The 24,126-nt window shown below is 62.7% G+C and carries 22 protein-coding genes and 1 tRNA gene; 11 read left to right on the forward strand and 12 right to left on the reverse strand.

Features of this window, described 5'->3' with window-relative positions; translation table 11 throughout:
• Window positions 1-123: 123 nt before the first annotated feature.
• From KVY23_RS04325 to KVY23_RS04335, 3 genes are read left to right on the forward strand one after another with little or no spacing between them, the layout of a single operon-like run.
• Window positions 124-1,116 carry an NmrA family NAD(P)-binding protein gene (locus KVY23_RS04325; protein WP_230555447.1) on the forward strand — a complete coding sequence of 331 codons (993 nt, stop codon included), beginning with the start codon at window positions 124-126 and terminating at the stop codon, window positions 1,114-1,116.
• Window positions 1,113-1,898 (forward strand): SDR family oxidoreductase, encoded by a 786-nt coding sequence (locus KVY23_RS04330; RefSeq protein ID WP_230555448.1) that lies wholly within the window; start codon window positions 1,113-1,115, stop codon window positions 1,896-1,898. Before KVY23_RS04325 ends, KVY23_RS04330 begins: the two co-directional genes overlap by 4 nt.
• A gap of 52 nt (window positions 1,899-1,950) precedes the next feature.
• The gene (locus KVY23_RS04335; protein ID WP_230555449.1) at window positions 1,951-2,694 is read left to right on the forward strand and encodes a TetR family transcriptional regulator; all 744 of its coding nucleotides are present in this window, start codon (window positions 1,951-1,953) and stop codon (window positions 2,692-2,694) included.
• A gap of 704 nt (window positions 2,695-3,398) precedes the next feature.
• Here the strand turns inward: KVY23_RS04335 and KVY23_RS04340 are convergent.
• The 4 genes from KVY23_RS04340 to KVY23_RS04355 are packed head-to-tail and all read right to left on the reverse strand — an operon-like array spanning window position 3,399 to window position 7,812.
• Window positions 3,399-4,613 carry an acetyl-CoA C-acetyltransferase gene (locus tag KVY23_RS04340; protein WP_230555450.1) on the reverse strand — a complete coding sequence of 405 codons (1,215 nt, stop codon included), beginning with the start codon at window positions 4,611-4,613 and terminating at the stop codon, window positions 3,399-3,401.
• 49 nt (window positions 4,614-4,662) lie between these two features.
• On the reverse strand, window positions 4,663-5,391 hold the full coding sequence (fabG, locus tag KVY23_RS04345; RefSeq protein ID WP_230555451.1) for a 3-oxoacyl-ACP reductase FabG: 729 nt from the start codon (window positions 5,389-5,391) through the stop codon (window positions 4,663-4,665).
• A gap of 31 nt (window positions 5,392-5,422) precedes the next feature.
• Window positions 5,423-6,637 (reverse strand): CaiB/BaiF CoA-transferase family protein, encoded by a 1,215-nt coding sequence (locus tag KVY23_RS04350; RefSeq protein ID WP_230555452.1) that lies wholly within the window; start codon window positions 6,635-6,637, stop codon window positions 5,423-5,425.
• Window positions 6,634-7,812, reverse strand: a complete 1,179-nt coding sequence (locus tag KVY23_RS04355; RefSeq protein ID WP_230555453.1) for an acyl-CoA dehydrogenase family protein — start codon at window positions 7,810-7,812, stop codon at window positions 6,634-6,636. The genes KVY23_RS04350 and KVY23_RS04355 overlap by 4 nt, the downstream gene beginning before the upstream one ends.
• 87 nt (window positions 7,813-7,899) lie before the next feature.
• Between KVY23_RS04355 and KVY23_RS04360 the strand changes: the two genes are divergently transcribed.
• The gene (locus KVY23_RS04360; RefSeq protein WP_230555454.1) at window positions 7,900-8,796 is read left to right on the forward strand and encodes a LysR substrate-binding domain-containing protein; all 897 of its coding nucleotides are present in this window, start codon (window positions 7,900-7,902) and stop codon (window positions 8,794-8,796) included.
• 412 nt (window positions 8,797-9,208) lie between these two features.
• Window positions 9,209-10,570 (forward strand): MFS transporter, encoded by a 1,362-nt coding sequence (locus tag KVY23_RS04365; RefSeq protein WP_230555455.1) that lies wholly within the window; start codon window positions 9,209-9,211, stop codon window positions 10,568-10,570.
• A 77-nt stretch (window positions 10,571-10,647) separates the two neighbouring features.
• On the opposite strand, the gene KVY23_RS04370 is transcribed toward KVY23_RS04365, so the two are convergent.
• Both KVY23_RS04370 and KVY23_RS04375 read right to left on the reverse strand, forming a co-directional pair.
• A complete protein-coding gene (locus KVY23_RS04370) occupies window positions 10,648-11,775 on the reverse strand; it encodes a helix-turn-helix domain-containing protein (RefSeq protein ID WP_230555456.1) in 1,128 nt (375 codons plus the stop codon).
• Window positions 11,776-11,779: 4 nt separating this feature from the next.
• Window positions 11,780-12,844 (reverse strand): alcohol dehydrogenase, encoded by a 1,065-nt coding sequence (locus KVY23_RS04375; protein ID WP_230555457.1) that lies wholly within the window; start codon window positions 12,842-12,844, stop codon window positions 11,780-11,782.
• Window positions 12,845-13,069: 225 nt separating this feature from the next.
• Between KVY23_RS04375 and KVY23_RS04380 the strand changes: the two genes are divergently transcribed.
• The 5 genes from KVY23_RS04380 to KVY23_RS04400 are packed head-to-tail and all read left to right on the forward strand — an operon-like array spanning window position 13,070 to window position 18,306.
• Window positions 13,070-14,002, forward strand: coding sequence for an alpha/beta hydrolase fold domain-containing protein (locus tag KVY23_RS04380; RefSeq protein ID WP_230555458.1), 933 nt, complete (start codon window positions 13,070-13,072; stop codon window positions 14,000-14,002).
• Between the two features lie 32 nt (window positions 14,003-14,034).
• Window positions 14,035-15,663, forward strand: coding sequence for an NAD(P)/FAD-dependent oxidoreductase (locus tag KVY23_RS04385; protein ID WP_230555459.1), 1,629 nt, complete (start codon window positions 14,035-14,037; stop codon window positions 15,661-15,663).
• A gap of 29 nt (window positions 15,664-15,692) precedes the next feature.
• Window positions 15,693-17,078 (forward strand): NAD-dependent succinate-semialdehyde dehydrogenase, encoded by a 1,386-nt coding sequence (locus KVY23_RS04390; protein WP_230555460.1) that lies wholly within the window; start codon window positions 15,693-15,695, stop codon window positions 17,076-17,078.
• Complete coding sequence (locus KVY23_RS04395) at window positions 17,075-17,488, forward strand: carboxymuconolactone decarboxylase family protein (RefSeq protein WP_230555461.1); 414 nt, start codon at window positions 17,075-17,077, stop codon at window positions 17,486-17,488. Before KVY23_RS04390 ends, KVY23_RS04395 begins: the two co-directional genes overlap by 4 nt.
• Before the next feature lie 32 nt (window positions 17,489-17,520).
• A complete protein-coding gene (locus tag KVY23_RS04400; RefSeq protein ID WP_230555462.1) occupies window positions 17,521-18,306 on the forward strand; it encodes an NAD(P)-dependent oxidoreductase in 786 nt (261 codons plus the stop codon).
• 311 nt (window positions 18,307-18,617) lie between these two features.
• Here the strand turns inward: KVY23_RS04400 and KVY23_RS04405 are convergent.
• The 6 genes from KVY23_RS04405 to KVY23_RS04430 all read right to left on the reverse strand — a co-directional run bounded on the left by KVY23_RS04405 (window position 18,618) and on the right by KVY23_RS04430 (window position 23,024).
• Window positions 18,618-18,694, reverse strand: a tRNA-Leu gene (locus tag KVY23_RS04405).
• 11 nt (window positions 18,695-18,705) lie between these two features.
• Complete coding sequence (locus KVY23_RS04410; RefSeq protein ID WP_230555463.1) at window positions 18,706-19,650, reverse strand: Ppx/GppA phosphatase family protein; 945 nt, start codon at window positions 19,648-19,650, stop codon at window positions 18,706-18,708.
• A complete protein-coding gene (locus KVY23_RS04415; protein WP_230555464.1) occupies window positions 19,647-20,189 on the reverse strand; it encodes a DUF501 domain-containing protein in 543 nt (180 codons plus the stop codon). The genes KVY23_RS04410 and KVY23_RS04415 overlap by 4 nt, the downstream gene beginning before the upstream one ends.
• Window positions 20,186-20,902 (reverse strand): septum formation initiator family protein, encoded by a 717-nt coding sequence (locus tag KVY23_RS04420; protein ID WP_230555465.1) that lies wholly within the window; start codon window positions 20,900-20,902, stop codon window positions 20,186-20,188. Before KVY23_RS04420 ends, KVY23_RS04415 begins: the two co-directional genes overlap by 4 nt.
• A gap of 29 nt (window positions 20,903-20,931) precedes the next feature.
• A complete protein-coding gene (gene eno / locus KVY23_RS04425; RefSeq protein WP_075837202.1) occupies window positions 20,932-22,218 on the reverse strand; it encodes a phosphopyruvate hydratase in 1,287 nt (428 codons plus the stop codon).
• Window positions 22,219-22,346: 128 nt separating this feature from the next.
• Window positions 22,347-23,024, reverse strand: a complete 678-nt coding sequence (locus KVY23_RS04430) for a lytic murein transglycosylase (RefSeq protein WP_083667181.1) — start codon at window positions 23,022-23,024, stop codon at window positions 22,347-22,349.
• Window positions 23,025-23,292: 268 nt separating this feature from the next.
• Between KVY23_RS04430 and efeU the strand changes: the two genes are divergently transcribed.
• Window positions 23,293-24,114, forward strand: coding sequence for an iron uptake transporter permease EfeU (gene efeU, locus KVY23_RS04435; protein WP_230555506.1), 822 nt, complete (start codon window positions 23,293-23,295; stop codon window positions 24,112-24,114).
• The last annotated feature ends 12 nt before the right edge of the window (window positions 24,115-24,126 follow it).

Here is a 24,126-nt window from a genome sequence, read left to right on the forward strand (position 1 = left end):
GCTCTGATGGCCTGCGAGGGATACACCACCCACGCCGCCTCACCCTCCTTGCTTTATTTGCACTCATTATGCAATATTTGCAAATGCGCCGAGGTTCACCGCGCCCACCATCGAGGAGGTCCGATGATCACAGTGACCAGTGCCGCAGGCGGAGTAACCCGTCTGCTCGTTCGACAATTGGCTGCACGGGATGTGCCGATCCGCGCTGTCGTGAAGAACGAAGTTCAGGCCGCGACCACCCGCCGGGATGGGGCGACGGGGGTCGTCGTAGGCGATCTACGGTCTGCCGCGACGCTGGACGCTGCCCTGGCTGGGGCCGATGTTCTCTACCACGCAGCGCCGACGCAGATCATCGACGAAAGACCGATCATCGAAAATTTGATCGCATCGGCACCTTCGAATGGATTGCAGCACATCGTATTCCACTCTGTGATCCATCCGAATCTGCATCAGCTGACGCACCATCACCAGAAGGACATAGCCGAGGGCCTCTTGCGCGAGAGCGGAATCCCCACCACGGTACTCAGGCCGTCGCACTACATGCAGAACTACCTGGAAGTATGGGACTTCCTGCAGGCCGGAGTCATGCCGTACCCGGTCTCACCGGACAGCGTCATGGGTGTCGTCGATGTCGCCGACGTCGCCGAAGCAGCGGCGAACATCCTGATCGACCCGTCGCCGCACACCGGTTGCACGTACGACCTGTCCACGGTGGAACTCACGCGCCACGAGATGGCAGAGATCTGGTCACGCGTGTTGGGACACCGGGTCACCGCCATTCGGATCCCACCATCGTCGCTGACGAATTCACTCGACGTGCTGCCCGCACTCGCCTCGGTCGTCGGGCATTCCGTGCGATCGACCAAGTTGCATTCGGTCGGTCACCTCGTTCGCGGTGCCCAGGCTGCCGCGAACCCTCGCGACATGAAGAACTGGCCGGCAGATGCACGCGAGGCGTACCGCACGATGATGACCCATTACGACGCTCACGGCCTACCGGCCGGAGACCTGACAGTTCTCCCGACTCTGCTCGGACACGCACCCACGTCGTACGAAGAGTTTGCACGTCGCTCGGCCGCTGAGCTCGGGCGCACGCCCGCCGGTTCGGTCCGATGAACCGACGAGGTTCTCGCTATCGGCCTGGCCGCTCGCTGGTGACCGGCGCGAGCTCGGGAATCGGTGCCGAGTTCGCGCGAGTGTTGGCCGCCCGGGGCTCCGATCTCGTTCTCGTCGCACGACGAGAAGACCGTCTGACGACCTTGGCGGACGAATTGGAGCGAACCCACGGTATCCACTGCCGGACGGTGGCCTGGGACCTGTCGGAGGAAGCGAGCGGACGCCGGTTACGGGAGGTCGTCCCCGAGCGCATCGATCTGGTCGTCAACAACGCCGGATTCGCCGTACAGGGTCCGTTCGTAGACGGCGACGCCGACGACTTCGCGCGCCTCGTCGCCGTCGACATCCGCGCTGTCGTGGACATCTGCTCGGCCTTCCTTCCCGACATGATCACCCGCAGGACAGGAACCATCGTCAACGTGGCCAGCACGACTGCGTTCCAACCTGTTCCGACACTCGCGGTGTACGCGGCCGCAAAAGCATTCGTCCTGAGCTTCAGCCAGTCCCTGTGGTTCGAGTCAGCGAGACACGGCGTCCGAGTGTTCGCACTCAACCCAGGCCCGACCCGCACCGAATTCTTCGACGTCATCGGAGACTCGGCCGCAGCGACCGGCAGCTACCAAACACCGACCGACGTCGTTGCCACAGCGATGCGCACACTCGACTCCAGACGTTCCCGACCACAGATTATCTCGGGTCGACGAAACACCATCCAGGCCAACGCGGCAGGTCTCGTCCCCACACGAGTTCTCCTGCCCGCCCTCGCGCGAATGCTCCACTGAGTCTTCGAACCGACAAAGTCCCCGCTTCTCCCGAGAATGTACTGTCACGATCATGGCCAGGGTTTCCAGATTCACACTCGCAGACCGCAAGGATGCAGTGGCACGCGCATTCGGAGGATCCGAAAGCCCAACGGCCGTCGCGACAGCCTTGGGCATCCACACCACCACGCTCTATCGCTGGGCCGGGTCGTCGACCACAGACGAACCCGGGCCCGCACCGGCACGACTCATCGAGGCCACCCAAGAACTACTACGGCACGCCGACTACGCAGACATCACGATCGAAAGTGTGGCTGCACGATGCGGTCTCGCACCCAGAACGGCATTCCACCACTTCCCCACCAAACGTGAGCTGTTCCAGGCCGCGGTGAACGATGCGGCCACCGTTCTGATCGGGCGCATCCACGACAGATCAGCCGACGCCACCTGGCCGGACACCCCTCTCGAGCAACTGCAGACATTTCTCCGGATCGCCGCCGAGAGCATCTACGACACCCCACGAACTCACGTATTGTTCCGCAACCTCGGAGTACCAAAATCCGAAGGAACAGCTGAACATTGGCACGACAGCTTCGTGGACGCAATCGTCGAACTGCTCCGCGCCGCTGCGGAAGCAGGGCAGATCGACAGCACCACAAACCTGTCCGCGGCCGCACGCCTCCTCACCGGAGCCATGCGCGGCATACACACCGCAGTATTCGACGGAGCCGATAGCGACACCGCACTCGAGCTCGTCGCAAGGGTGCACCTACTGATTCCGCACCCGTATGTCTCGCCGCAAGAAGAAAAGCAATGACCACCACACATTTCGAGACTGCGATTCGATGTTCCGTTCGATTCGGACAGTACCGCGCAACCTATCGTGGGGATGGCAGCTATTCGAGAGATGGCGACAGTTCTCGACGGCATTCTCCGTTGAGGAAAGCAGATATTTCGCCAGGCCTAGTTGTGACAGCCTCGTGACACCGAGCCACGCGCGGAGAGGCCATTTTGGCACGATCGCTGACCCCGAGCAGCACGAACGCGAAAATGCAGCGACGACGAACACACTGGATTCACGCGGATCCAAAAGCTACCACCCGAAAACCACTGCCCTGATGCAGAACTCCGGATCCATATGGACTGTGGTGCCCCCAGTCGGACTCGAACCGACACTGTGCGGATTTTAAGTCCGGAAGGATGGATTCCGATGGACTCCCGTGAATCCACATTCTATTGCTTCACAACAGTTTTCGTCCATGGAGGTGCAAGTCAATCCATGCCCATCTGTACCGAGATGTGTCACTCTCGTGTCAACGAGAACAATCGCTCGGACGCGGGCGGACCAGGATGTTCCATCCCGTATCCACATGGACTCGTGTCCGATCTGGAGAACACCTCAGTCTTCTGTGCGCGTCCGATGAGGCCACATCTGTGTCAACGAACTCCGCCGCCAGCCTCACTCCCGATGGAGCAATGTTGGGCGAAATGCGTCCACAACTTCGAGATCAGCACGCACTCCTACTGACCGATGTTCTCGAAGACAGCAGCAAGACCCTGGCCTCCCCCGATGCACATGGTTTCCAGCCCGTATCGAACATCACGCCGCCGCATTTCACGAAGAAGTGTGGCGAGAATCCGGCCACCTGTGGCACCGACCGGGTGGCCGAGTGAAATTCCCGAACCGTTCGGATTCAACCGATGATCGTCCGGCTCGATACCCCATGTCCGCAGGACCGCCAAGGTCTGTGCGGCGAAGGCTTCGTTCAACTCGATGACGTCCATATCGGCCATGGTCAAACCTGCACGACCGAGAGCCTTCTCGGACGCCGGGACCGGTCCGATTCCCATGGTCCGCGGCGGTACACCGGCGACCGACCAACTCACCAATCGGGCGATCGGCCGTAGCCCGAGCTCGGCTGCACGCCCAGGAGTGGTCACGATGGCGAGGGCGGCGCCGTCGTTCTGACCGCTGGCATTACCTGCGGTGACAGTAGAAGCCGGATCGATCTTCGAGCGAATCGGACGGAGCTTCGCCAGACTGTCGACAGAGGTGTCGGCCCGCGGATGTTCGTCGGTATCGACCACGATCGGATCACCGCGCCGCTGCGGTACCGGGACTCCCACGATCTCTTCCGCGAACACTCCATTCTTTTGCGCGGCCACGGCGCGATGATGCGACTGGACGGCAAGTTCGTCCTGATCTTCACGACTGATCGAGAACTCTGCTCGCAAATTCTCAGCGGTTTCGATCATCCCACCGGGAACAGGAAAGTGTGCCCCTCCCGCAGTGACGCGGGCCCGAGCCAGTCGATCGCTCAGCGCTACCGATTCGGCCTTGACTCCCCATCGCATTCCGGTTGCGTAGAACTCGGCCTGACTCATACTTTCCACACCACCTGCGAACACCAGATCGCCACCGCCCGTGAGCACTTGCATGCACGCCTGTAGGACTGCTTGCAGTCCCGACCCGCACCGGCGGTCGACCTGCAGACCTGGAACATCGATTCCGAGACCCGCATCCAGTGCGGCAACCCGTCCAATAGCCGGTGCTTCGCCGTTGGGCGACGCCTGTCCCAAAACGACGTCGTCGATGGCACCGCCCTCCAGTCCGGTACGGGCGCAGATCTCTTCGATCAACACGGCGGCGAGTTGCTGCGGTGACACATCGCGAAACACTCCCCCGAATCGTCCGACGGGTGTGCGCAACGGTTCACAGATGACAGCGTCTGGCATGAAGATTCCTTAACAGGCGGGATTGGCTAACGAGAGATGGAATCGATGGCTACATGTAACGTCCGCCGGTCACCTCGGAGACGGTGCCGGTCATGTAGGACGACAGATCGGATGCGTAGAACAACGCCACCGAGGCAACCTCACGTGGGTCCCCCGCACGCTGCATCGGTATTTCCGACATCTTCTGATCCCACGCCTTCTGCGGCATGGCCTCGGTCATCGCTGTCTTGATCAGTCCTGGCTGAATGACGTTGACCCGAACACCCAGGTGTGCAACCTCTTTGGCCGCTGCTTTGGACAGTCCCACAATTCCGGCCTTGGCCGCCGAGTAGTTGCTCTGGCCTACGAAACCGACCTTCGCCGAGATCGAAGACAGGTTGATGATCGATCCACCGCCGTTCTCGCGCATGACACCGGCCGCAGTTCTCGTACCGTTCCAGCAGCCCTTCAAATGCACGTCGATCACCTGATCGAACTGCTCTTCTGTCATCTTCCGCATGGTCGCGTCACGGGTGATTCCCGCATTGTTGACCATGACGTCGATCGACCCGAACGACGCGACGGCAGTGTCCACCAGGGCCTGTACGTCGGAGGCGGACGTGACATTGCAACGAACGCCGACAGCAGGGGTTGGCAGAGCTTCCGCGGCTTCCTTGGCCTTCGACTCGTCGAGGTCACCGATGACGATGTTGGCACCGTGATCCGCGAACATCGTGGCGATCGCCAAACCGATGCCCTGAGCGCCGCCGGTAATGACGGCCGTACGACCTGAAATCATGAGAAGTCCTGTTCTGTGGTGGTGCCGACTCTCATCGGACGAAGTCGGCATCGAAAGCTGAATTCTGTACGGCGATACCCTGGCGCAGAAGGCCGTCTGCTTCGTCGTGGCCGCGACCTGATTCGATCAGCAGTGAGCGGGTGTGCTGGCCGAGTGCGGGAACATCGCCCATCGGCGCTTCGTGATCGGAGAATGTAGCCGGCGGTAGAAGCGACCGTGCTGTGGCGTGTTCGGTGCCGACCGTTCGCCATCGATCACGTTCGACGAGCTGAGGATGGGCGACGACCTGATCCATCTGCTTGACCTGCGCTGCAGGAATGCCGGCCGACGCCAGTTTTGCGTCCAGGTCGACGGTCGCGAAAAGCGATGTGCGGGCGGCTACAACAGCGTCGCATTCGGTGCGGTTCTGCACGCGCAGAACATTTGTCGCGAAACGCGGGTCATCGGCCAACTCGGGCACGCTCAGTACATCCGAGACGAGCGTTCGCCAGCCCCGGTCGTTCTGCACACCGATCAGGATTTGGCCATCGAGCGTCGGGTAGGCGTCATACGGCGCGATCGAGCTGTGGCTTACTCCCATGCGCTGAGGTTGCGCACCGGTGTACATCTGCGTGTACATCGCGTGACCCATCCACTCCACGGTCGAATCGAGCATGGAGACATCGATGGTCGCACCCTCGCCGGTTCGTCCGCGCCGCAGCAACGCCGCGAGAACCGATTGTGCGCAGTACATTCCGGTCGCGATATCAGCGGTGGGTATTCCGGTCTTGGCCGGCTCGTCCGGAGTTCCAGTGATGGAAATCAAGCCCGATTCGGCCTGGATCAGCATGTCGTAGGATTTCCGGTCCTGCATCGGACCACCTCTGCCGAATCCGGACATGTTCACCACTACCAGTTGCGGGTTGGCTGTGCGCAATTCGTCGGCACCGAAACCGAGACGCTCTGCCGCGCCAGGGGCAAGGTTTTGGACGAACACGTCGGCGTCGTCGATCAGTCCGCGAACGATCTCGCATCCCTCCACCGACTTCAGATCTACCGCGAGTGATTCCTTGCCCCGGTTGAGCCACACGAAGTGCGCTCCGGTGCCGTGGACCGCGTGGTCGTATCCCCGCGCCAGGTCTCCACCGTCGGTGCGTTCGACCTTGATGACACGAGCACCCAGGTCGGCGAGATTACGGGTGGCGAGCGGCGCTGCGACGGCCTGCTCGATCGCGACAACGGTGAAGCCTTCGAGTGGTGCGCTCACGAGTTGCGCTTCTGTTCGGCCCTGATCAGGCCACCGCCGACGATCAACCGCTGGATTTCGCTGGTGCCCTCGTACAGCCGGAGCAGTCGCACGTCCCTGTAGATGCGTTCGACCGGCACCTCACGCATGTATCCGGCACCGCCGTGGATTTGGACAGCGAGATCGGCAACCTTGCCCACCATTTCGGTGCAGAACAGTTTCACCGCAGACGGGGCGATACGCCGATCGGTCTCCTGCACCCACGCCCGCGCCGCCTCACGCACCATCGCCCGGCCCGCCATCACCCCGACCTGCTGATCGGCGATCATCGCCTGCACCAACTGAAAGTTACCGATCGGCTCCCCGCCCTGAGTGGACGCCGCAGCGTACGAGACCGACTCGTCCAACGCACGCTGCGCCTGACCGACAGCCAGCGCCGCGATATGCACCCGCCCCCGCGCCAACGACGTCATCGCCGCCTTGTACCCGATATCGCCGTTGCCGCCCACCAGTGCGTCGGCCTCGACCCGCACGTCGGTGAAGTTCACATCGGCCGTTCCGGAGCCTTGCTGCCCCATCTTCGCGTCCTTGACGCCCACCTCGATCCCGGCGGTGTCGGCAGGGACCAAGAATACCGCAATACCGTTGCCGCTCTCCGGTTTCGGATCCAGCTTGGCGAAGACGACGAACATGTTCGCGATCGGGGCATTGGTGATGTACCGCTTGCTGCCGTTGATGACCCACCCAGTGCCGTCGACCTTCGCCGTTGTCCTCAAGCCCGCAGGATTGGATCCGGCTCCGTCCTCGGTCAGCGCGAAGGAGGCGACGATGTCGCCGGTTGCCATGCCCGGCAACCACTTCGCCTTCTGCTCCTCGGTACCGAAGCCCACGAGCACCTGCCCGGCGATCCCGTTGTTGGTGCCGAACATCGACCGCAACGACAACGAGGTGTAGCCGAGTTCCATCGCGAACTCGACGTCCTGGATCAGATTCAGACCCAACCCGCCCCATTCTTGGGGGATCGCGTAGCCGAACAGTCCCATCTCGGCAGACTGTTTCCGCAGATCGTCGGGAATCGAATCGGTGTTCATGATCTCGAGTTCACGCGGCACGACACGCGAACGCACGAACTGGGAGATCTGCTTCAACACGTCCGCGAAGACGTCATCCGGTACATCGGGATTCAGCGTATCCATGGGACAACTATCGGTTACTGCATTACCATCAGTCCAATACTTAATTAGTACTTCTGTTTTACCAATTTCGACAACAAAGGATCTGGAGTGGACGTAGAACAGCTTCGCGCGTTCCTCGCTGTGGCTGAGGAGCTCCATTTCGGACGTGCAGCCGCGCGGCTGCACGTCGCGCAGCCGCCGTTGAGTCGCACCATCAAGCAGCTCGAGAAACACCTCGGTGCCACCCTGTTCGACCGCAATACCCGCTCGGTGAAATTGACCGCCAGCGGTCAGGCCTTGATAGATCCCGCCCGGGCAGTGCTCGAAGCGATGCGCACCGCTGAGAATGCAGTCGTATCGGCCGACGGCGGCGAGACCGGACTCGTCCGGATCGCGTTCGCGGGGGTGTCGACACACCGCATGGTCGCCAGACTGGCCCGGCTCGTTCGGTCACAGCACCCGGGTATCGAACTCGAACTCTCGAGCCAGAACTTCGCCCAGCCGGCCATGAAGAGACTTCTGGGCGGGGACACCGACATTGCGCTCGGTAGATGGGACGTCATTCCGCCCACCGTCGAGTCCCAGGTCGTGATGCCCGACCACCTCGTCGTCGCGTTCGCCGACACACATCCCCTGGCCCATGCACGACACATCGGAATCGAACAGCTGGCGCAGGAACACTTCGTGTCGTTGCCACTACACGAAGGATCGGTACTCCCCGATCGACTACGCCGGTTGGCCGACGCGCACGGTTTCGTCCCCGACGTCGTTCAGATCGCGCCCGACACCCAGACCGCCCTCGCTCTGGTATCCGCAGAGGTGGGATGCCACCTGACCCTTGCTTCGGTAGCCAGCAACGTAACCGATCCACACGTCGTGTTCGTCCCCCTGAACGACACCACAGCAGATGTGGATATGAGGGCCGCGTGGCGCAGAGACAACACCAACCCAGCGCTGCGAGTCGTACTGAACAAGGTTGTCACTCTCGACGAAGGCGACTCGTGAGCAGTACCTACAGTGACGCCTCAGCACCCGCCAGACCGAGCTGACGTACACGGCGGTACAGAGTCGTACGGCCGAACCCACACACTTTCGTGCCCGCGTTCTGTGTCAACCAATGCGACCAGATCCCTGTCACGCGCGACGTTGTGGTGGAGAAGGTTTCGATCGACTGCTTGCGAAAGACCGGTAACCATGCACGGCCGGTGGCAGTCGGGCGGCCCCGGTCGTTGATTCCGATGCCGAGCGGGTGTTTCAGATCGGAACAGCGGCGAACTGGGACGCACTCCTAGCTTTGACCTACAGCAGCTGTGACGCCCGACACTTTCCTGGCGAACCCTCAGCGTCTGCCTTCACCCACTCTGACGTGAGCCCGCTGCGTCCGATACCCGTTCCCACACAACCGGATGGACCGACAATGACACGACCCACATCGCCCCCGCCCGCGATGACTCCGCGCCGAGCGGCCATTGCCGCACTGCTCGGCAGCGCGCTCGAGTATTACGACTTCTTCATCTACGGTGCTGCCGCGGCACTGGTGTTCAACGTCCTGTTCTTCCCCTCGGGCGACCCGACCGTCGCACTGATCGCCTCGCTGGCGACGTTCGCGGTCGGGTACGTCGCGCGTCCATTCGGTGCGATTGTCATGGGGCACTTCGGCGATCGCGTGGGACGCAAACGCGTCATGTTGATCACCGTGGTCATGATGGGTGCCGCGTCCTTCGCAATCGGATGCCTACCCACATACGACTCGATCGGGGTGCTGGCACCGACGCTTCTGGTGGCGCTGCGCGTCGTGCAGGGCTTCTCTGCAGGCGCGGAGTCCGCGGGTGCGTCGACCCTGACCGTCGAACACTCACCGGCCGGTCGACGTGGGTTCTTCTGCAGCTTCGTCATGGTCGGCTATGCCATCGGAAGCTCGATGGCCACGCTGGTCTTCCTGCCCGTTGCTCTGCTGCCGGAGGACATGCTCTACAGCTGGGGGTGGCGAATCCCGTTCTGGCTCAGTGCGGTCGTCGTACTTGTCACCTATTACGTCCGCAGCCATCTCGACGAAACCCCTATCTTCGTCGAGGCCAAGGAGGAAAGCCTGGTACGCAAGCGGCCGCTGAGCGATGTGTTCAACTACCACTGGCGCGAGGTCGTTCGCGTGGCCGGCGCGACTCTGATGGCGTCGATTCAGACACTGTTCTCCGTGTTCAGCCTCTCGTATGCGACCTCGCTCGGCGTCGAGCGGAGCACGATGCTGGCCATCATTTCGGGAGCTATCGCGCTGACCATCGTCGGCATACCCGCAGCCGGCTACCTCTCCGATCTTTTCGGACGGAAGCGGATGATGCTGATCTCCGCGATCGGCTGCGGCACAAGCGTTTTTGGGTACTTCTGGGCAATCTCGACGACCGACGTCGTGTTGATCGCAGTCTTCGCGTTCGTCAACATGACGTTGTTCTTCACCTGCTACAACGGCGTGTGGACATCGTTCTTTCCCGAGCAGTTCTCGGCCCCTGTCCGATTCACCGGTATGGCAGTCAGTAATCAACTCGGTAATCTGCTCGCAGGTTTCGCACCCTTGATCGCCGCGGTGCTTCTTCGGCCAGGCCCGATGGGGTGGCTACCCGTGGCTGTTTTCGCGGCGATTGCAACCGGAATTGCCGCCATCGCAGTGAGCGGAATGAACGAGACGTCCACGGTTCCGACGGAATTGCTCGGTGGTCAACGAACTACCGACCTGACCAACGAGCGCAACGCACGCCACATCGAGGCGACGACTCCGCAGTAGTTCAGCGATTGCACCGCGCCATTCTGCGGTCGGGTCCCAGTCCATGGGCCCGACCGCAATAGGCGCACGCGGCCGGATCAGCCGGGAATCTTCAACGCCCGCATCTTTCGATACAGGGTGGTCCGGCCGATCCCCAGCAGTTCTGCCGCCTGGGACTTGTTGCCGTCAGCCTCCGACAACGCAGTTTCGATGGCATCTCGCTCTGCGGCTTCGTACCGGCTGAAAGACGGTGCAGAGGCTGCGGCGGCGGGTTCGCGTGGCACCGATTGCGTCGTTGCAGTGGTCGACAGTGCACTAGGGGGATCGGTGAACTCGAGCGCGAAAATTGCGTCCTGGCCGGCTCGTCCCAGTCGTCGTACAGTCGCTGCGGTGCCGAGAGTGGGGAGTTCGAGGCGCATGCTGTCCTCGTCCCAGCGATACCGGCGCAGGGTGTCCCACAGTCCCGCGTGCGCTTCTGCATCGAAGTGCGCGAGAGCGGGTAGATCGGTCATCACGGTCCCCGAATTCATCACCAGCACCGGGTTTCTCGATGTACGGAGGTTACGGTAGGTACGAGCCAACTCGAGATCCCGCGAATCTGCCATCAACTCGAGGGCTTCGGAAATCTCGTAGCCGGCTTGGCGAGCCATGGACACCATCAGTGGACTTGCCGAATCGACGTGAGATGCGATGGACAACGAACCCACGATTCTGCCCGTGATGGGATGCTTGATGGGGGCACCCGCGCACGCGAGTGATGCGAGTGCGTCGTTGAAATGCTCTGTCCCCCGGACAAATACCACACCCCGGGCTTCGATCGGTGTACCCAGACCATTGGTTCCGAGGGCCTGCTCGGAGAAGTCGAACCCTTCCACCGCATTCGCGCTGTCCAGAGTGGACTCGTCCTGAGGGTCGATGATGCGGCGCGAGACGATGCGTCCGGCTTCGTCGGCCAAGAACAGGGTCATCCGAGAATCGGTCAGATTGACCTGCCACTGATCGAGGATTCGCCCGGCGGCACGCAGAATGGTTGCGTCGGGGTCGATTTCGCCGACGATATGAGGACCGGCAGCCGGATCGACGCTCAACGAGACCGAGCGCCGCCAACTCTGCTCGATCTCGTGCGCGACCAGTGAAGCGGGCAACGACGCGCGCACGAGCCCCTGGGTTATCAGGTCCTCGCGCGCACGCCGAACCGCATCGTCGCGGTGCGCTCGCTCACTCATTTTTCTAGTGTGGAGCAGTAAGCACGATGCGTCCAGCAACGCCGCCCGCGGTGAGCTCGTCCAGCGCGCGGGTCACCTCGTGGGCCGACAGATCTCGTTCGGCTATCGGAATCGTCGGTATCTGTCCGGCTCGCGCGATCCCGACCAGATCTCGAAGCTGATCGAGAGTGCCGACGAAGCTGCCTTCCATGCGGATCATCCGCAGCGCAACCAGTGCTGTGGGGACGGTGACTTCGCCGCCGAACAGTCCTACCTGCACCATGATTCCGGCCTTGGCGAGTACCTCGAACGCCAGCGTCGCGGTGGCTCCGTTGTTGACGAAGTCGATGACCGCCCCGGCCGCACCTCCTGCTGCACCCCGAAGTTCGCGCACCGTCGTCTCCGGGGTGGACAGGACAGTGGCAGACGCGCCCATCTTGCGGGCCAGGGTCAAATTTTGCTCTGCTCGATCGACCGCGCAGATCGCCCGATGGCCTCGCGCACGCAGGATCGCGATAGCGGTGAGCCCCAGTCCTCCAGCCCCGAACACGACCACGGGCTCGTCCGGTTCGAGGGGAAGCACCTTGTCTACCGCACTGTGCGCGGTCAAGCCTGAACAGGCGAGGGTCGCAGCCCAACTCGGATCGAGGCCATCGATGTCGACGAGGTATCTCTGATCGGGGACGAGAACGTGCTCGGCATATCCGCCGTGGCGGGCGACACCGAGGTTTCTTCCTGTGGCGCAACTGTTGTCGTGTCCTGATCGGCACTGTCGGCATTCTCCGCATCCGATCCACGGGTAAATCAAGCGAACATCGCCGGGGCGGACGGTTTCTACGGAATCCCCCACTCGCTCGACGACGCCGACGACTTCGTGGCCGAGCACCATGGGGTACTCGATACCGCGGTCCTTCATGCTCATCATTCCTTTGCTACCGAGGTCGTATCCGCCCTCGCGTAGATGCGTGTCGGTGTGACACACCCCAGCTCGCAGTACCCGCAGAAGCACACCGTGCGCACCGGGCTCCGGTGTGGGGACCTCCATGTCGTGGATTGTCGGGTCGTCGGGCAGCACTGCAAATGCGCGCATGAACATGCACCTCTTCGGTGGAAGGGAATGTGACGGTTCCCTCATCATGTCCATGGCGCCAGGGAGCCGACTGTTTCATAACGGAACACCGTCGCCCATCGCTCCGCTCCTACGTTGGTGTTCAGAGGGAGTGTTGCCCGTCACAACCGAGGCAGTGTGTAGCGCGCCCGACATATCGACACCGCGGCTGCTTCCTTCGTGGCCCCGACGAACCCAGGAGAACCCATGAGTACCGCCGTTTCCGGAAATACGACAGTTGCGCCCGAAGACAGCACCGGCGACAAGCTGCGCGAGCTGTATGCCGATTGGTCTCAGATCATGTCCAGCACCCCGGATCTCACGATCCGACTCTTGCGTTCGATCTTCGACGAGTGGCATCAGCCGACCGTCGAACCCGAAGGAGTGACGTACCGCGAGGACACGGTGGGCGGTGTTCCCGGCATCTGGTGCCTGCCGGAGGGAGCAGACACCTCCAAGGTCCTGCTGTACACGCACGGCGGAGGTTTCGCAGTCGGTTCAGCGTCGAGTCACCGCAAACTCGCAGGTCACGTCGCGAAAGCTCTCGGGGCGGTCAGCATCGTGCTCGACTACCGGCGCGCACCGGAACATCCACACCCAGCCCAGGTCGACGACGGTGTCGCAGCCTTCGACGCGCTCGTCGCTTCCGGCATCGCAGCCCGAGACATCACCACCATCGGTGACTCCGCAGGCGGCAACCTCGCCATCGCCATCGCGTTGGCCCTCGCCGGCCAAGGCAAACACGGCCCCGGCAGCGTCATTGCCTTCTCGCCGTGGTTGGACATGGAGAACAAGGGTCAGACACTGATCAGCAACAACGACACCGATGCCCTGATCACATCGGAGTTGCTGGAGGGCATGATCGCCGGCGTTCTCGGAGGAACCGTCGACCCCACCACACCCCTGGCGAATCCGCTGTACGCAGACTTCGCCGGTTTCCCACGGATGTATCTCACAGCGGGCAGCGTCGAATCACTTCTCGACAACGCCACCCGGGTCGCCGAACGCGCCGAAGCTGCCGGCGTCGACGTCACGCTCTCCATCGGGGAGGGCCAGCAGCACGTCTACCCGTTCTTGGCCGGCCGCTCCGCTCTCGTCGATCAGGAATTGGCGCAGCTGTCCACCTGGTACCACGCCTGATCCCCTCCCCCACTCGACCAAGGACATTCACCATGAGCACACACACCACTCCGACCGTCATCGACGCCATCGTCATCGGCGCAGGATTCGGCGGCATCTACGCCGTCCACAAATTGACCAACGAATTGGGCCTCACCACAGTCGCATTCGACAAAGCAGGCGGCCCCGGCGGAACCTGGTACTGGAACCGCTATCCAGGAGCGTTGTCCGACACGGAAAGTCACGTCTACCGGTTCTCGTTCGATCGTGACCTACTGCAGGACGGCACGTGGAAGCACACGTACATCACGCAACCCGAGATTCTCGACTACCTCGAGGACGTCGTCGACCGGTTCGATCTTCGACGACACTTCCGATTCGGCACCGCTGTCCGGTCCGCGGTGTACCTCGACGACGAACAGCTGTGGGAAGTGACCACCGATACCGGTGAGCTCTACCGGGCAACCTACGTCGTCAACGCCGTCGGCCTGCTCTCGGCCATCAATCAACCGAACCTCCCCGGCCTCGACACCTTCGAAGGCGAGACCATCCACACCGCAGCGTGGCCCGAAGGCAAGGATCTCACCGGTCGCCGTGTCGGAGTGATCGGCACCGGATCAACCGGCCAACAGGTCATCACCGCTCTCGCTCCCACCGTCGAGCACCTGACAGTGTTCGTACGAACCCCGCAGTACTCGGTGCCGGTCGGCAAACGCGTGGTGACCGCCGAGCAGATCGAAGCGGTCAAAGCCGACTACGACAACATATGGACGCAGGTGAAAGGCTCCTCGGTGGCGTTCGGCTTCGAGGAATCCACAGTTCCAGCGATGAGCGTGTCCGAAGAAGAACGCTGGAAGGTCTACGAACAAGCATGGGAGCAGGGAGGCGGGTTCCGCTTCATGTTCGGCACGTTCGGTGACATCGCCACCGACGAGGACGCCAACGAGACCGCGGCGTCGTTCATTCGCTCGAAGATCACCGCGATGATCGACGACCCGGAGACTGCCAGAAAGCTCACGCCCACCGGATTGTTCGCGAGAAGGCCCCTGTGCGACGACGGCTACTTCCAGGTCTTCAACCGCCCGAACGTCGATGCGGTCGCGATCAAGGAAAACCCGATTCGCGAAGTCACAGCCAAGGGCGTGGTGACCGAAGACGGTGTCCTGCACGAAATGGACGTGCTCGTCTTCGCGACCGGGTTCGATGCGGTCGACGGAAACTATCGCCGCATGACCATCACCGGTCGAGGCGGCCTGAACATCAACGACCATTGGAACGGCCAGCCCACCAGCTACCTGGGGGTTGCGACCGCGCACTTCCCCAACTGGTTCATGGTGCTCGGTCCGAACGGTCCGTTCACCAATCTTCCCCCGAGCATCGAAACTCAGGTCGAATGGATCAGCGAGACCATTGACTTCGCCGAACGCACCGGGGTACGCGCCATCGAACCCACATCGGACGCGGAATCGGCGTGGACCCAGACCTGTACGGATATCGCGAACATGACCGTCTTCACCAAGGTCGATTCCTGGATCTTCGGAGCCAACGTTCCAGGCAAGACGCCGAGCGTCCTGTTCTACCTGGGCGGGCTCGGCAACTACCGCGCAGTCCTGGCAGAGGTCACGCAGAACGGCTATCAGGGCTTCGCGCTCGACGCCGCCGCTGACACCGTCCACGCCTGACCGCCACCGACACGAATAAGGAGACCACCATGGGTGTCTACACCACCGTCGACCCGGTACACGGTCAGGAATCAGCACGCTACTCGGAATTATCCGACCACGAGTTGGACGAACTGATCGCCGAGAACACTGCGGCATACAGGTTCTGGCGCACAACGAGTATCGAGCACAGAAGTTCGGTGCTCGCCCGGGTCGCCGAACTGTACCGGGAACAGGCCGACGAGCTGGCAAAGCTGCTCACCGTGGAGATGGGCAAGCCTATTGCTCAAGCATTGGGAGAGGTAGAGCTGGTTGCCTCGATCTACCGCTACTACGCAGACCATGTCGCAGAGTTCATGGCTGACGAGCCTCTCGACATCGAGGGAGGCGGAACGGCAGTGGTACGGACCGAGCCGATCGGACCGCTCGTGGGAGTTATGCCGTGGAACTACCCCTACTACCAAGTCGCCAGATTCGCTGCTCCGAACATCGCACTGGGCAACACGATCATTCTCAAACACGCACGGAACTGTCCTCAGTCGGCACTGGCCATCGAGCGGCTCTTCCTCGAAGCGGGCTTGCCGTCCGGCGTGTATCGCAACGCCTTCATCTCCTCGGCCCAGGTCGCGGCGACGATCGCGGATCAGCGTATTCAAGGAGTGTCACTGACCGGCTCAGAGAAGGCGGGGTCAGCGGTCGGTGAGGTCGCAGGCCGGCATTTGAAAAAATGTGTACTCGAACTCGGCGGCTCGGACCCCTTCATAGTTCTCGGAGATGCGGATGTGGACGCCGCCGCCAAAGCCGGGGCAGTCGGTCGCCTCGGTAACGGCGGACAGGCCTGCACCGCCTCCAAGCGCTTTCTCGTCGAGGACAGGGTGTACGACGAGTTCATCGACAAGTTCACCGCCGCCATGTCCACATGGCATCCCTCCGACCCGACAGACAACGCGACGAAACTCGGACCCATGGCATCGCAGGCCGGTGTCGACGAACTGGACGAACTCGTTCGAGATGCGTTGGCACACGGGGCAAAAGCCCTTCTCGGTGGAACACCGTCGAATTCAGCTGGGGCGTTCTACCCACCTACGATCTTGACCGGAGTCACCCGAGAGATGCGTGCGTTCGACGAAGAACTGTTCGGGCCCGTCGCCGTCGTTCACCGGGTCCACTCGATCGACGAAGCGATCGATGTTGCCAACGACTCCCCCTTCGGTCTCGCATCGAGCGTCTTCACCTCCGATCCCGAACAGGCCCAACGCGTAGCTCGTGACCTCGAGACCGGAATGGTCTGGATCAACAGCACCAGCAAGACGGCACCGGACCTGCCGTTCGGTGGCGTCAAAGGATCGGGTTTCGGCCGCGAGCTGGCCCGGTTCGGATTCACGGAGTTCGCCAACAAGAAGCTCGTCCGCAACCCCGGGAAGGCGACGCGATGACAACCGATCGCTACCAACGCGGCCTCGACCGCATGATGGAGCTTGTCTCCACCGAACATTCCAACACCTTCGACCACGTCAAATTGCTCGAATCGTACGCCAGCCTGGACTCCGAATTGTCCGACTACATAGTCTCGTTCGCTTTCGGAGACATCTATTCGAGGACCAGCTTGAGCCAACAAGAACAGACCCTGGTCACCATCTCCACGCTCGTCGCGTTGGGAACCGAACCACAACTCAAGCTCCACATCAACACCGGCTTCAACGTAGGACTCACTCAGGAAAAGATCGTCGGAGCACTCATCCACTGCATCCCGTACGTCGGCTTCCCCCGCGTCGTCAACGCGATGACATTGCTGAAAGCAGTGATGGCAGAACGAGGGATCACCTCGACGGCGCAACCGCAGTAGATCGATTCATACACTCCCGAAAGGAGAGCTTCATGCGCCTCATAGTCGGATTGGGTCCCATCGGAGGTAACGTCGGGGCCAATCTTGCGCAGCGTGGCCACGATGTCTATGGCTACGACTTCGATTCCGAGCGTGTTCGCGAATGGTCCACAGAGACAACGTCACCCGCCGGTAGCGACCTCCCGGCGGTCGACTGGTCGACCATCGAGAGCGTTCACATCGCTGTCCGGCTGGCCGATCAAGTGACCTCGGTCTTCACGGCATTGAAGGAACAGACGTCCGAACCGCTGACCGTGTACGTGCACACCACCCTCGCGCCCACGGACGCCCGAAACATAATGGGGTCTGCACCGACAGGTTGGCGTGTATTCGAGGCTCCGGTGTCGGGCGGGCCGCAGGGCGCGCGCAACGGCACAATGACGGTGTTCCTGGCGGGACCGTCGGGCCAATCGGCCGACGACGCCCTGCTCGACGCGATGGCCGGCAACGTGTTCCGTATGGGTGAATACGGGCAACCCGCCACGCTCAAACTGCTCAACAACACACTCGCCACCTACAACCTGGCATCGACCGCACGAATACTGAACCTCGCCGATCAGCTCGGAATGCCCGCAGGCACACTGCTCGACGTGATCGGAGTATCCACCGGGCAAAGCTGGATGGGCGACAACATCATCGACGTCCAATACGACCTGCTACTCAAGGACGTCGCGCTCCTGCGCAACGAAGTCGATTCGCTTCCCGCAGGCCTCGACAACGTCGAGGAATCGGTCCTGCACGCGCGCACATTGCTCGAAAAGTCGGGCGGAGGGCTCTAACTTCGTCCGACGGCATCGGATCCGTTGTTGCGGAGCCAACCAGTGCACCGTCAATTAGGCATCGAACTCCGCTTGTACTGAGATGTGTCAGCCTCGTGTCAGTGAGCTTCTGAAACTGGTCGAATTTCAACGCTAGGACCTGCCCTGAGCTGCACAAACCAGCCGAGTAGCGATCGAGCAGGCTCAGGTCGGTCAGTGGATTTGCAATCCGCTGCGCCACTTGTCCATTCACAACCATCGAAGTGCACGGAAGTCCACAGCACCAGCCGAAACTCATTGCTTACCCAAAATTTTCGGATCCATATGGACTCTGGTGCCCCCAGTCGGACTCGAACCGACACTTGACGGATTTTAAGTCCGCTGCCTCTGCCAATTGGGCTATGGGGGCCGAGCTTTGGGTCAGACCTTGATCGACATCGCGATTCCGTCGAGGATGTCGTGTTCACTGACGACAAGGGTGCTGACGGCGCCGCGGCGTTCGAATTCCTCGGCGAGCACGCTGCACACGAGCGATCCGCCGCCGATGACGTCGACCCGTCCAGGATGCATGGGGCCCAACGCCGCTCGTTCTTCGCGCGTCATGTGCACGAGTCGATCGCACACCTCGAACAGGTCGGTGAACGAGATGCGGGTCAGGTGCACCTTGTCGGCGTCGTATTCCTGCAGACCGGAGGCGATGGCTGCGATGGTCGTCATGGTGCCTGCGACGCCCACCCAACTGGAGGCCTCACCGATGGGCACGTCCTCGAACGCCTCGTGCAGCTTCTCTCTGACGAACTCGCGGGCCCCGGCAATCTCCTCGGCGGTGGGCGGATCGCTGTGCAGGAACCGCTCGGTCAAGCGCACGCAACCGATGTTCGCAGAGAATGCCGCGCGGACACCCTTGGCGTCGCCGAGAACGAGCTCGGTGGAACCGCCACCGAGGTCGACGACCACGAAGGGTGCACCCTTGGCGTCCAGTTCCCCGACGGCACCGGCGAACGACAGGCGCGCTTCCTCGTCGCCCGTGATGACCTCGGCCACCGACCCGGACACGATGGGATCGAGGATCGTCCGCGTCATCTCGAAGAACTCGTCACGATTGGACGCATCACGTGTCGCTGACGTCGCGACCATGCGAATGGCCGAGGCACCCGTTTCACGGATGATCCCGGCATACTCCTCCAGCGCGACGCGTGTGCGTTCGATCGCCTCGGGCGCAAACGATCCCGTCGCGTCGACGCCTTGCCCGAGCCGGACGATGCGCATCTCGCGCGAAACATCGGTCAGCACTCCGTCCTTCACGTCGGCGACGAGAAGCCGGATGGAATTGGTGCCGCAGTCGATGGCAGCGACCCGAGTCATGTTGTTTCCCCACGTAGTTCATCGATGGTCGGCCAGTCCGCCGGAATAGCCTTGCCGCGCAACGAGTTCTCGGCCGCGAGAGCGACCGATTCGTCGCCCAGCGGATTGAGCCCCGGCCCCTTGGCGAGTGAATGCGCAATCAGAACGTGCAGGCACTTCACTCGATCCGGCATACCGCCACCGGTGAAATCGGTTCCGAGCGGTTCGATCTCGTCTCGCTCGGCGAGGTAGGACTCGTGCGCACGGCGATAGCCGGCTGCGAGTGCCTCGTCCGTGCCGAGGCGCTCGGTCATCTCACGCATGACGCCCGCCGACTCCTGACGGCTCGCCTCGGCGGTCAACCGCGGATCGGTCAGGTAGTAGAGCGTCGGGAACGGGGTGCCGTCGGGAAGCTTGGGAGCGGTCTTGACCACGCCGGGACGACCGTCCGGGGAGCGGTACGCGATCTCGAGCACGCCCCTGGGCTCGCGGCCCAGCTGGGACGCGACCGCGTCCAAATCTTCCTGCGATACTGCAGAACTACCCTCAGTCGAGCTCACCCGACAGGTCCTCCTTCTATTTCCGGCGCGGGAGCCGGTTCGAGCTCGGGCGCCGGCACGGCTTCGCGTGGTAGCGCATCTGGCGGCGGCGGGCCGGGTTCCGCGCTTTCCTGCGGTTGCACGGCCGACTCCCACAGACCTCGATACCAGGGCCCCTCGGCCTTCTTGGCTTCTTCCACTTCTTCTTCTGTCGGACCGACGTCGCCGGGCAACTGCACCGTGTACGGCGTCTCCCCCGGCATCACCCACCGCAGCCGAGAGCGCGCCTCGGCTGCGATACGTGTCGGATCGTTGAGTTGCGTCTTCTCCGTCTCGAGGGCCGCGACTTCTTCTTCGAGTGCCTCGCCCTCGGCGAGGACCTGCTCGAGTTCGGCGCGCTGCGAGAAATACGTCCGCAGCGGCATCGCCAATGTCAGCGCCAACGCGCAGACGACGACGGCGAGGATCACGGCCCGGGCCGTCGAGAGTCCGAAGAACGTCCGCTCACCACCCGATCCCGCCGACGCGCGAGCCTCGACGCGTCGGGGAGCTGCTTTTCCGGCGACTACCGCGTCACGAGCCTGATCCGACGGCTCGGGCGCCGGCTGACCGGAACTGCGCTGGTTTCCCGACGCAGCACCGGCCGACCGGTCCTTCCGCGAAGTCGAGCGGCCGCGAGGTCGGGGGTCACGTCCTCCCGGACTGGTCCCCGGCCTTCCTCGTCGTGCCGCCATCGATCCACCTCAGTAACGCTCGGCTTGAACTATCCCTCGTAATTGAACCGGGGGAACGCCAGCTCGCCCGCGTAACGCGCCGCGTCGCCGAGAGCTTCTTCGATTCTCAGCAACTGGTTGTACTTGGCCACACGCTCGCTTCGAGCGGGTGCACCGGTCTTGATCTGACCACATCCGACGGCAACTGCCAGGTCAGCGATGGTGGTGTCCTCGGTTTCGCCGCTGCGGTGGCTCATCATGGTCTTGTAGCCGTTGCGATGCGCGAGCTCGACTGCGTCGAGGGTTTCGGTGAGCGTGCCGATCTGGTTGACCTTGACCAGCAGCGCATTGGCTGCGCCCTTGACGATGCCGTCTTCGAGGCGCTCCGGGTTGGTGACGAACAGGTCGTCGCCGACCAGCTGAACCTTGTCGCCGATGCTCTCGGTGAGCGCGACCCAGCCGTCCCAGTCGTTCTCGTCGAGGGGATCCTCGATGGACACCAGCGGGTAGGCGTCGACGAGCTCGCCGTAGAACGCCGACATCTGCTCGGCCGACCTGGTCTCACGCTCGAAGGCGTAGCCGGTGCCTGCCGTGTAGAACTCGGTGGCAGCGACGTCGAGGGCGAGCGCGATGTCCTGACCGGGCTTGTAACCGGCCTTCTCGATGGCCTCGAGGATGAGGTCGAGCGCGGCCTTGGTGCCGGCGAGATCGGGTGCGAACCCGCCCTCGTCGCCCAGGCCCGTCGACAGGCCCTTGGCCTTGAGGACCGACTTGAGCGAGTGGTACACCTCGGCGCCCCAGCGCAGGGACTCCTTGAAGGTGGGCGCACCGATCGGCGCGATCATGAATTCCTGCACGTCGACGCCACTGTCAGCGTGAGCGCCGCCGTTGATGATGTTCATCATCGGCACGGGAAGAATGTGGGCGTTGGGGCCACCGAGGTAACGGAAGAGCTCGAGACCAGCCGATTCCGAAGCAGCCTTGGCGACTGCAAGCGAAACGCCGAGCAGCGAGTTCGCGCCCAGACGCGACTTGCTCGGGGTGCCGTCGAGGTCGAGAAGGGCCTGGTCGACGGCCCGCTGCTCGATGGCGTCGAGGCCGATGACGGCGGGTGCGATCTCGTCGAGGACGGCGTTGACGGCCTTCTCGACGCCCTTGCCGCCGTAGCGGGTGCCACCGTCGCGAAGCTCGACGGCCTCGTGCTCACCGGTGGAGGCGCCGGAGGGTACTGCCGCCCGGGTCAAGGTTCCGTCGTCCAACGCGACCTCGACCTCGACCGTGGGGTTGCCACGGGAGTCGAGGATCTCGCGAGCTCCGACCTGCTCAATGATGGCCACGAATGCTTCTCCTAGTAACGGGGACCGCCGAGACCACTTCATCAGTGGACGTCGACGACCGAGCTGCGGACTGTGCCGGGTGTCAGACTAGCCGCTCGCACGACGTCCCCGCATGCGACGCCCGACGGTTAGGCGTGGGTTCCGATCGAGTACGCGGCGGCGGCGTCGCGCACATCCCGCAGATACACCCCGGACTGGTTGTAGGCCATCAGCCCACGCTCCCAGCCCTCGGGAGTGCGGAGGTCGCCGCCGCGGGCGCACAGATAGCGCGCTGCCGTCAGGGCCGCGTCGTCGAGATTGTCGGGGTTGGCCGCGCCGTCGCCGTCGGCGTCGACACCCCACTTTCGCCACGTTTCGGGGATGAACTGCATCGGCCCGACGGCCCGGTCGTAGATCGGATCTCCGTCGAGGAACCCGCCATCGGTGTCCGGAATTTCTGCGATGCCCGGCCCACCGTCGAGCGCAATACCGCGGATGGGCGGTGCCACCGTGCCGTCGAACGCGACCGCAGATCCCGCATACGTGCCGTGTCTGCTTTCGATGTAACCGATCCCGGCCAGCGTCGTCCACGCGATCCCGCAACCCGGTGACGTGTCGGCCATGATCGCGGCAGCGTGCGCATAGGCGGCGAGTGCGGGAACCGAGATTTTCAACGCATCCGCCTGCGGCTCGGCCCAGGCAAGCAGGAGATCGGCTGTTCTGCCGGGGGCATTGAAGTCGATGACGGGGACGGGCGTCCCCGGCCCGGGCGGGATGCCCTCGGGAATAGCTCGTCGCGGTTCCGTCGAGCCACAAGCCGCGACCATCGAACCCGCCGCGACAACGGCGAGCAGCTGGAGCAGTCGGATCTTCACTCCACCATCCTGCCTATCGAAAGTAATAGAAACCTAAAGCCGACAGTATGCGCAGGTCAAAGGCTTTTTGCCTGGCCGCGAAGGGTGTATGTTCCACAATGCCACCTAAGGTACGCCTACCCTTGTTTCGCAATCTCCAGGAGCACCACCCGTGTCCGTACTCGCCGCCTCGACTCCGTCGATCATCTCTTTGGCATCGACTCCGTCGATCACGACCCAGATGTTCGGGAGCGGACTGATCGGTCTGCGCGAGGGCCTCGAAACCGGCATCGTCGTGATGATCCTGGTCGCGTTCCTCGTCAAGGCAGACCGCCGCGATGCGCTCAGGTGGGTCTGGTTCGGAGTCGGCGCCGCCGTCGCGATGGTTGCTGTCGTCTTTTTCGTCATCCACTACGGGACGTCGACGGTCACCGGCCTCACCGCCGAGATCATCGCCGGGCTCGCCTCACTCGTCGCCGTCGGCATCGTCACCGCAATGGTGCTGTGGATGCGCACGGCCGCCAAAGACATCGCCGGTGAATTACGCACCGGAATGGAACGGGCGTTGACCGTCGGGCCGATCGCCGTCCTGACGCTGGCCTTCTTCGCCGTCGGGCGCGAAGGGATCGAAACGGCGCTGCTCATGGTCGGGTATGCGGAGAACGCTAACGGCAGCCTGTGGCCGCTGCTCGGGCTACTGCTAGGCATCGTCGTCGCGGCAATCCTGACGGTGTTTCTCTACTTCGGTGCCATCCGCATCAACTTCGCCGTGTTCTTCAAGTACACCGGCATCTTTCTGATCGTCGTCGCCGCGGGCATCCTCGCCTACGGAATCCGCGCTCTGCAGATCGGCGGTGTGATCCCCGGCGGAAGCTCGGTCGCCTTCGACATCACCGCACACTTCGACGCCTCGAGCTGGTACGGCACCGTTCTCGCCGGCATCTTCAACTTCCGACCCGAGCCGACCGTCCTCCAAGTCATCGGCTGGGTGGTCTACCTCGTGGTCGTGCTCTACCTGTTCCTCCGGCCGGTCCGCGTTCGCGAACCCGCACTCACCTCATGAAAGGCGTCTGAT

The organism is Rhodococcus sp. I2R (assembly GCF_020889545.1).
Lineage (GTDB): Bacteria > Actinomycetota > Actinomycetes > Mycobacteriales > Mycobacteriaceae > Rhodococcoides.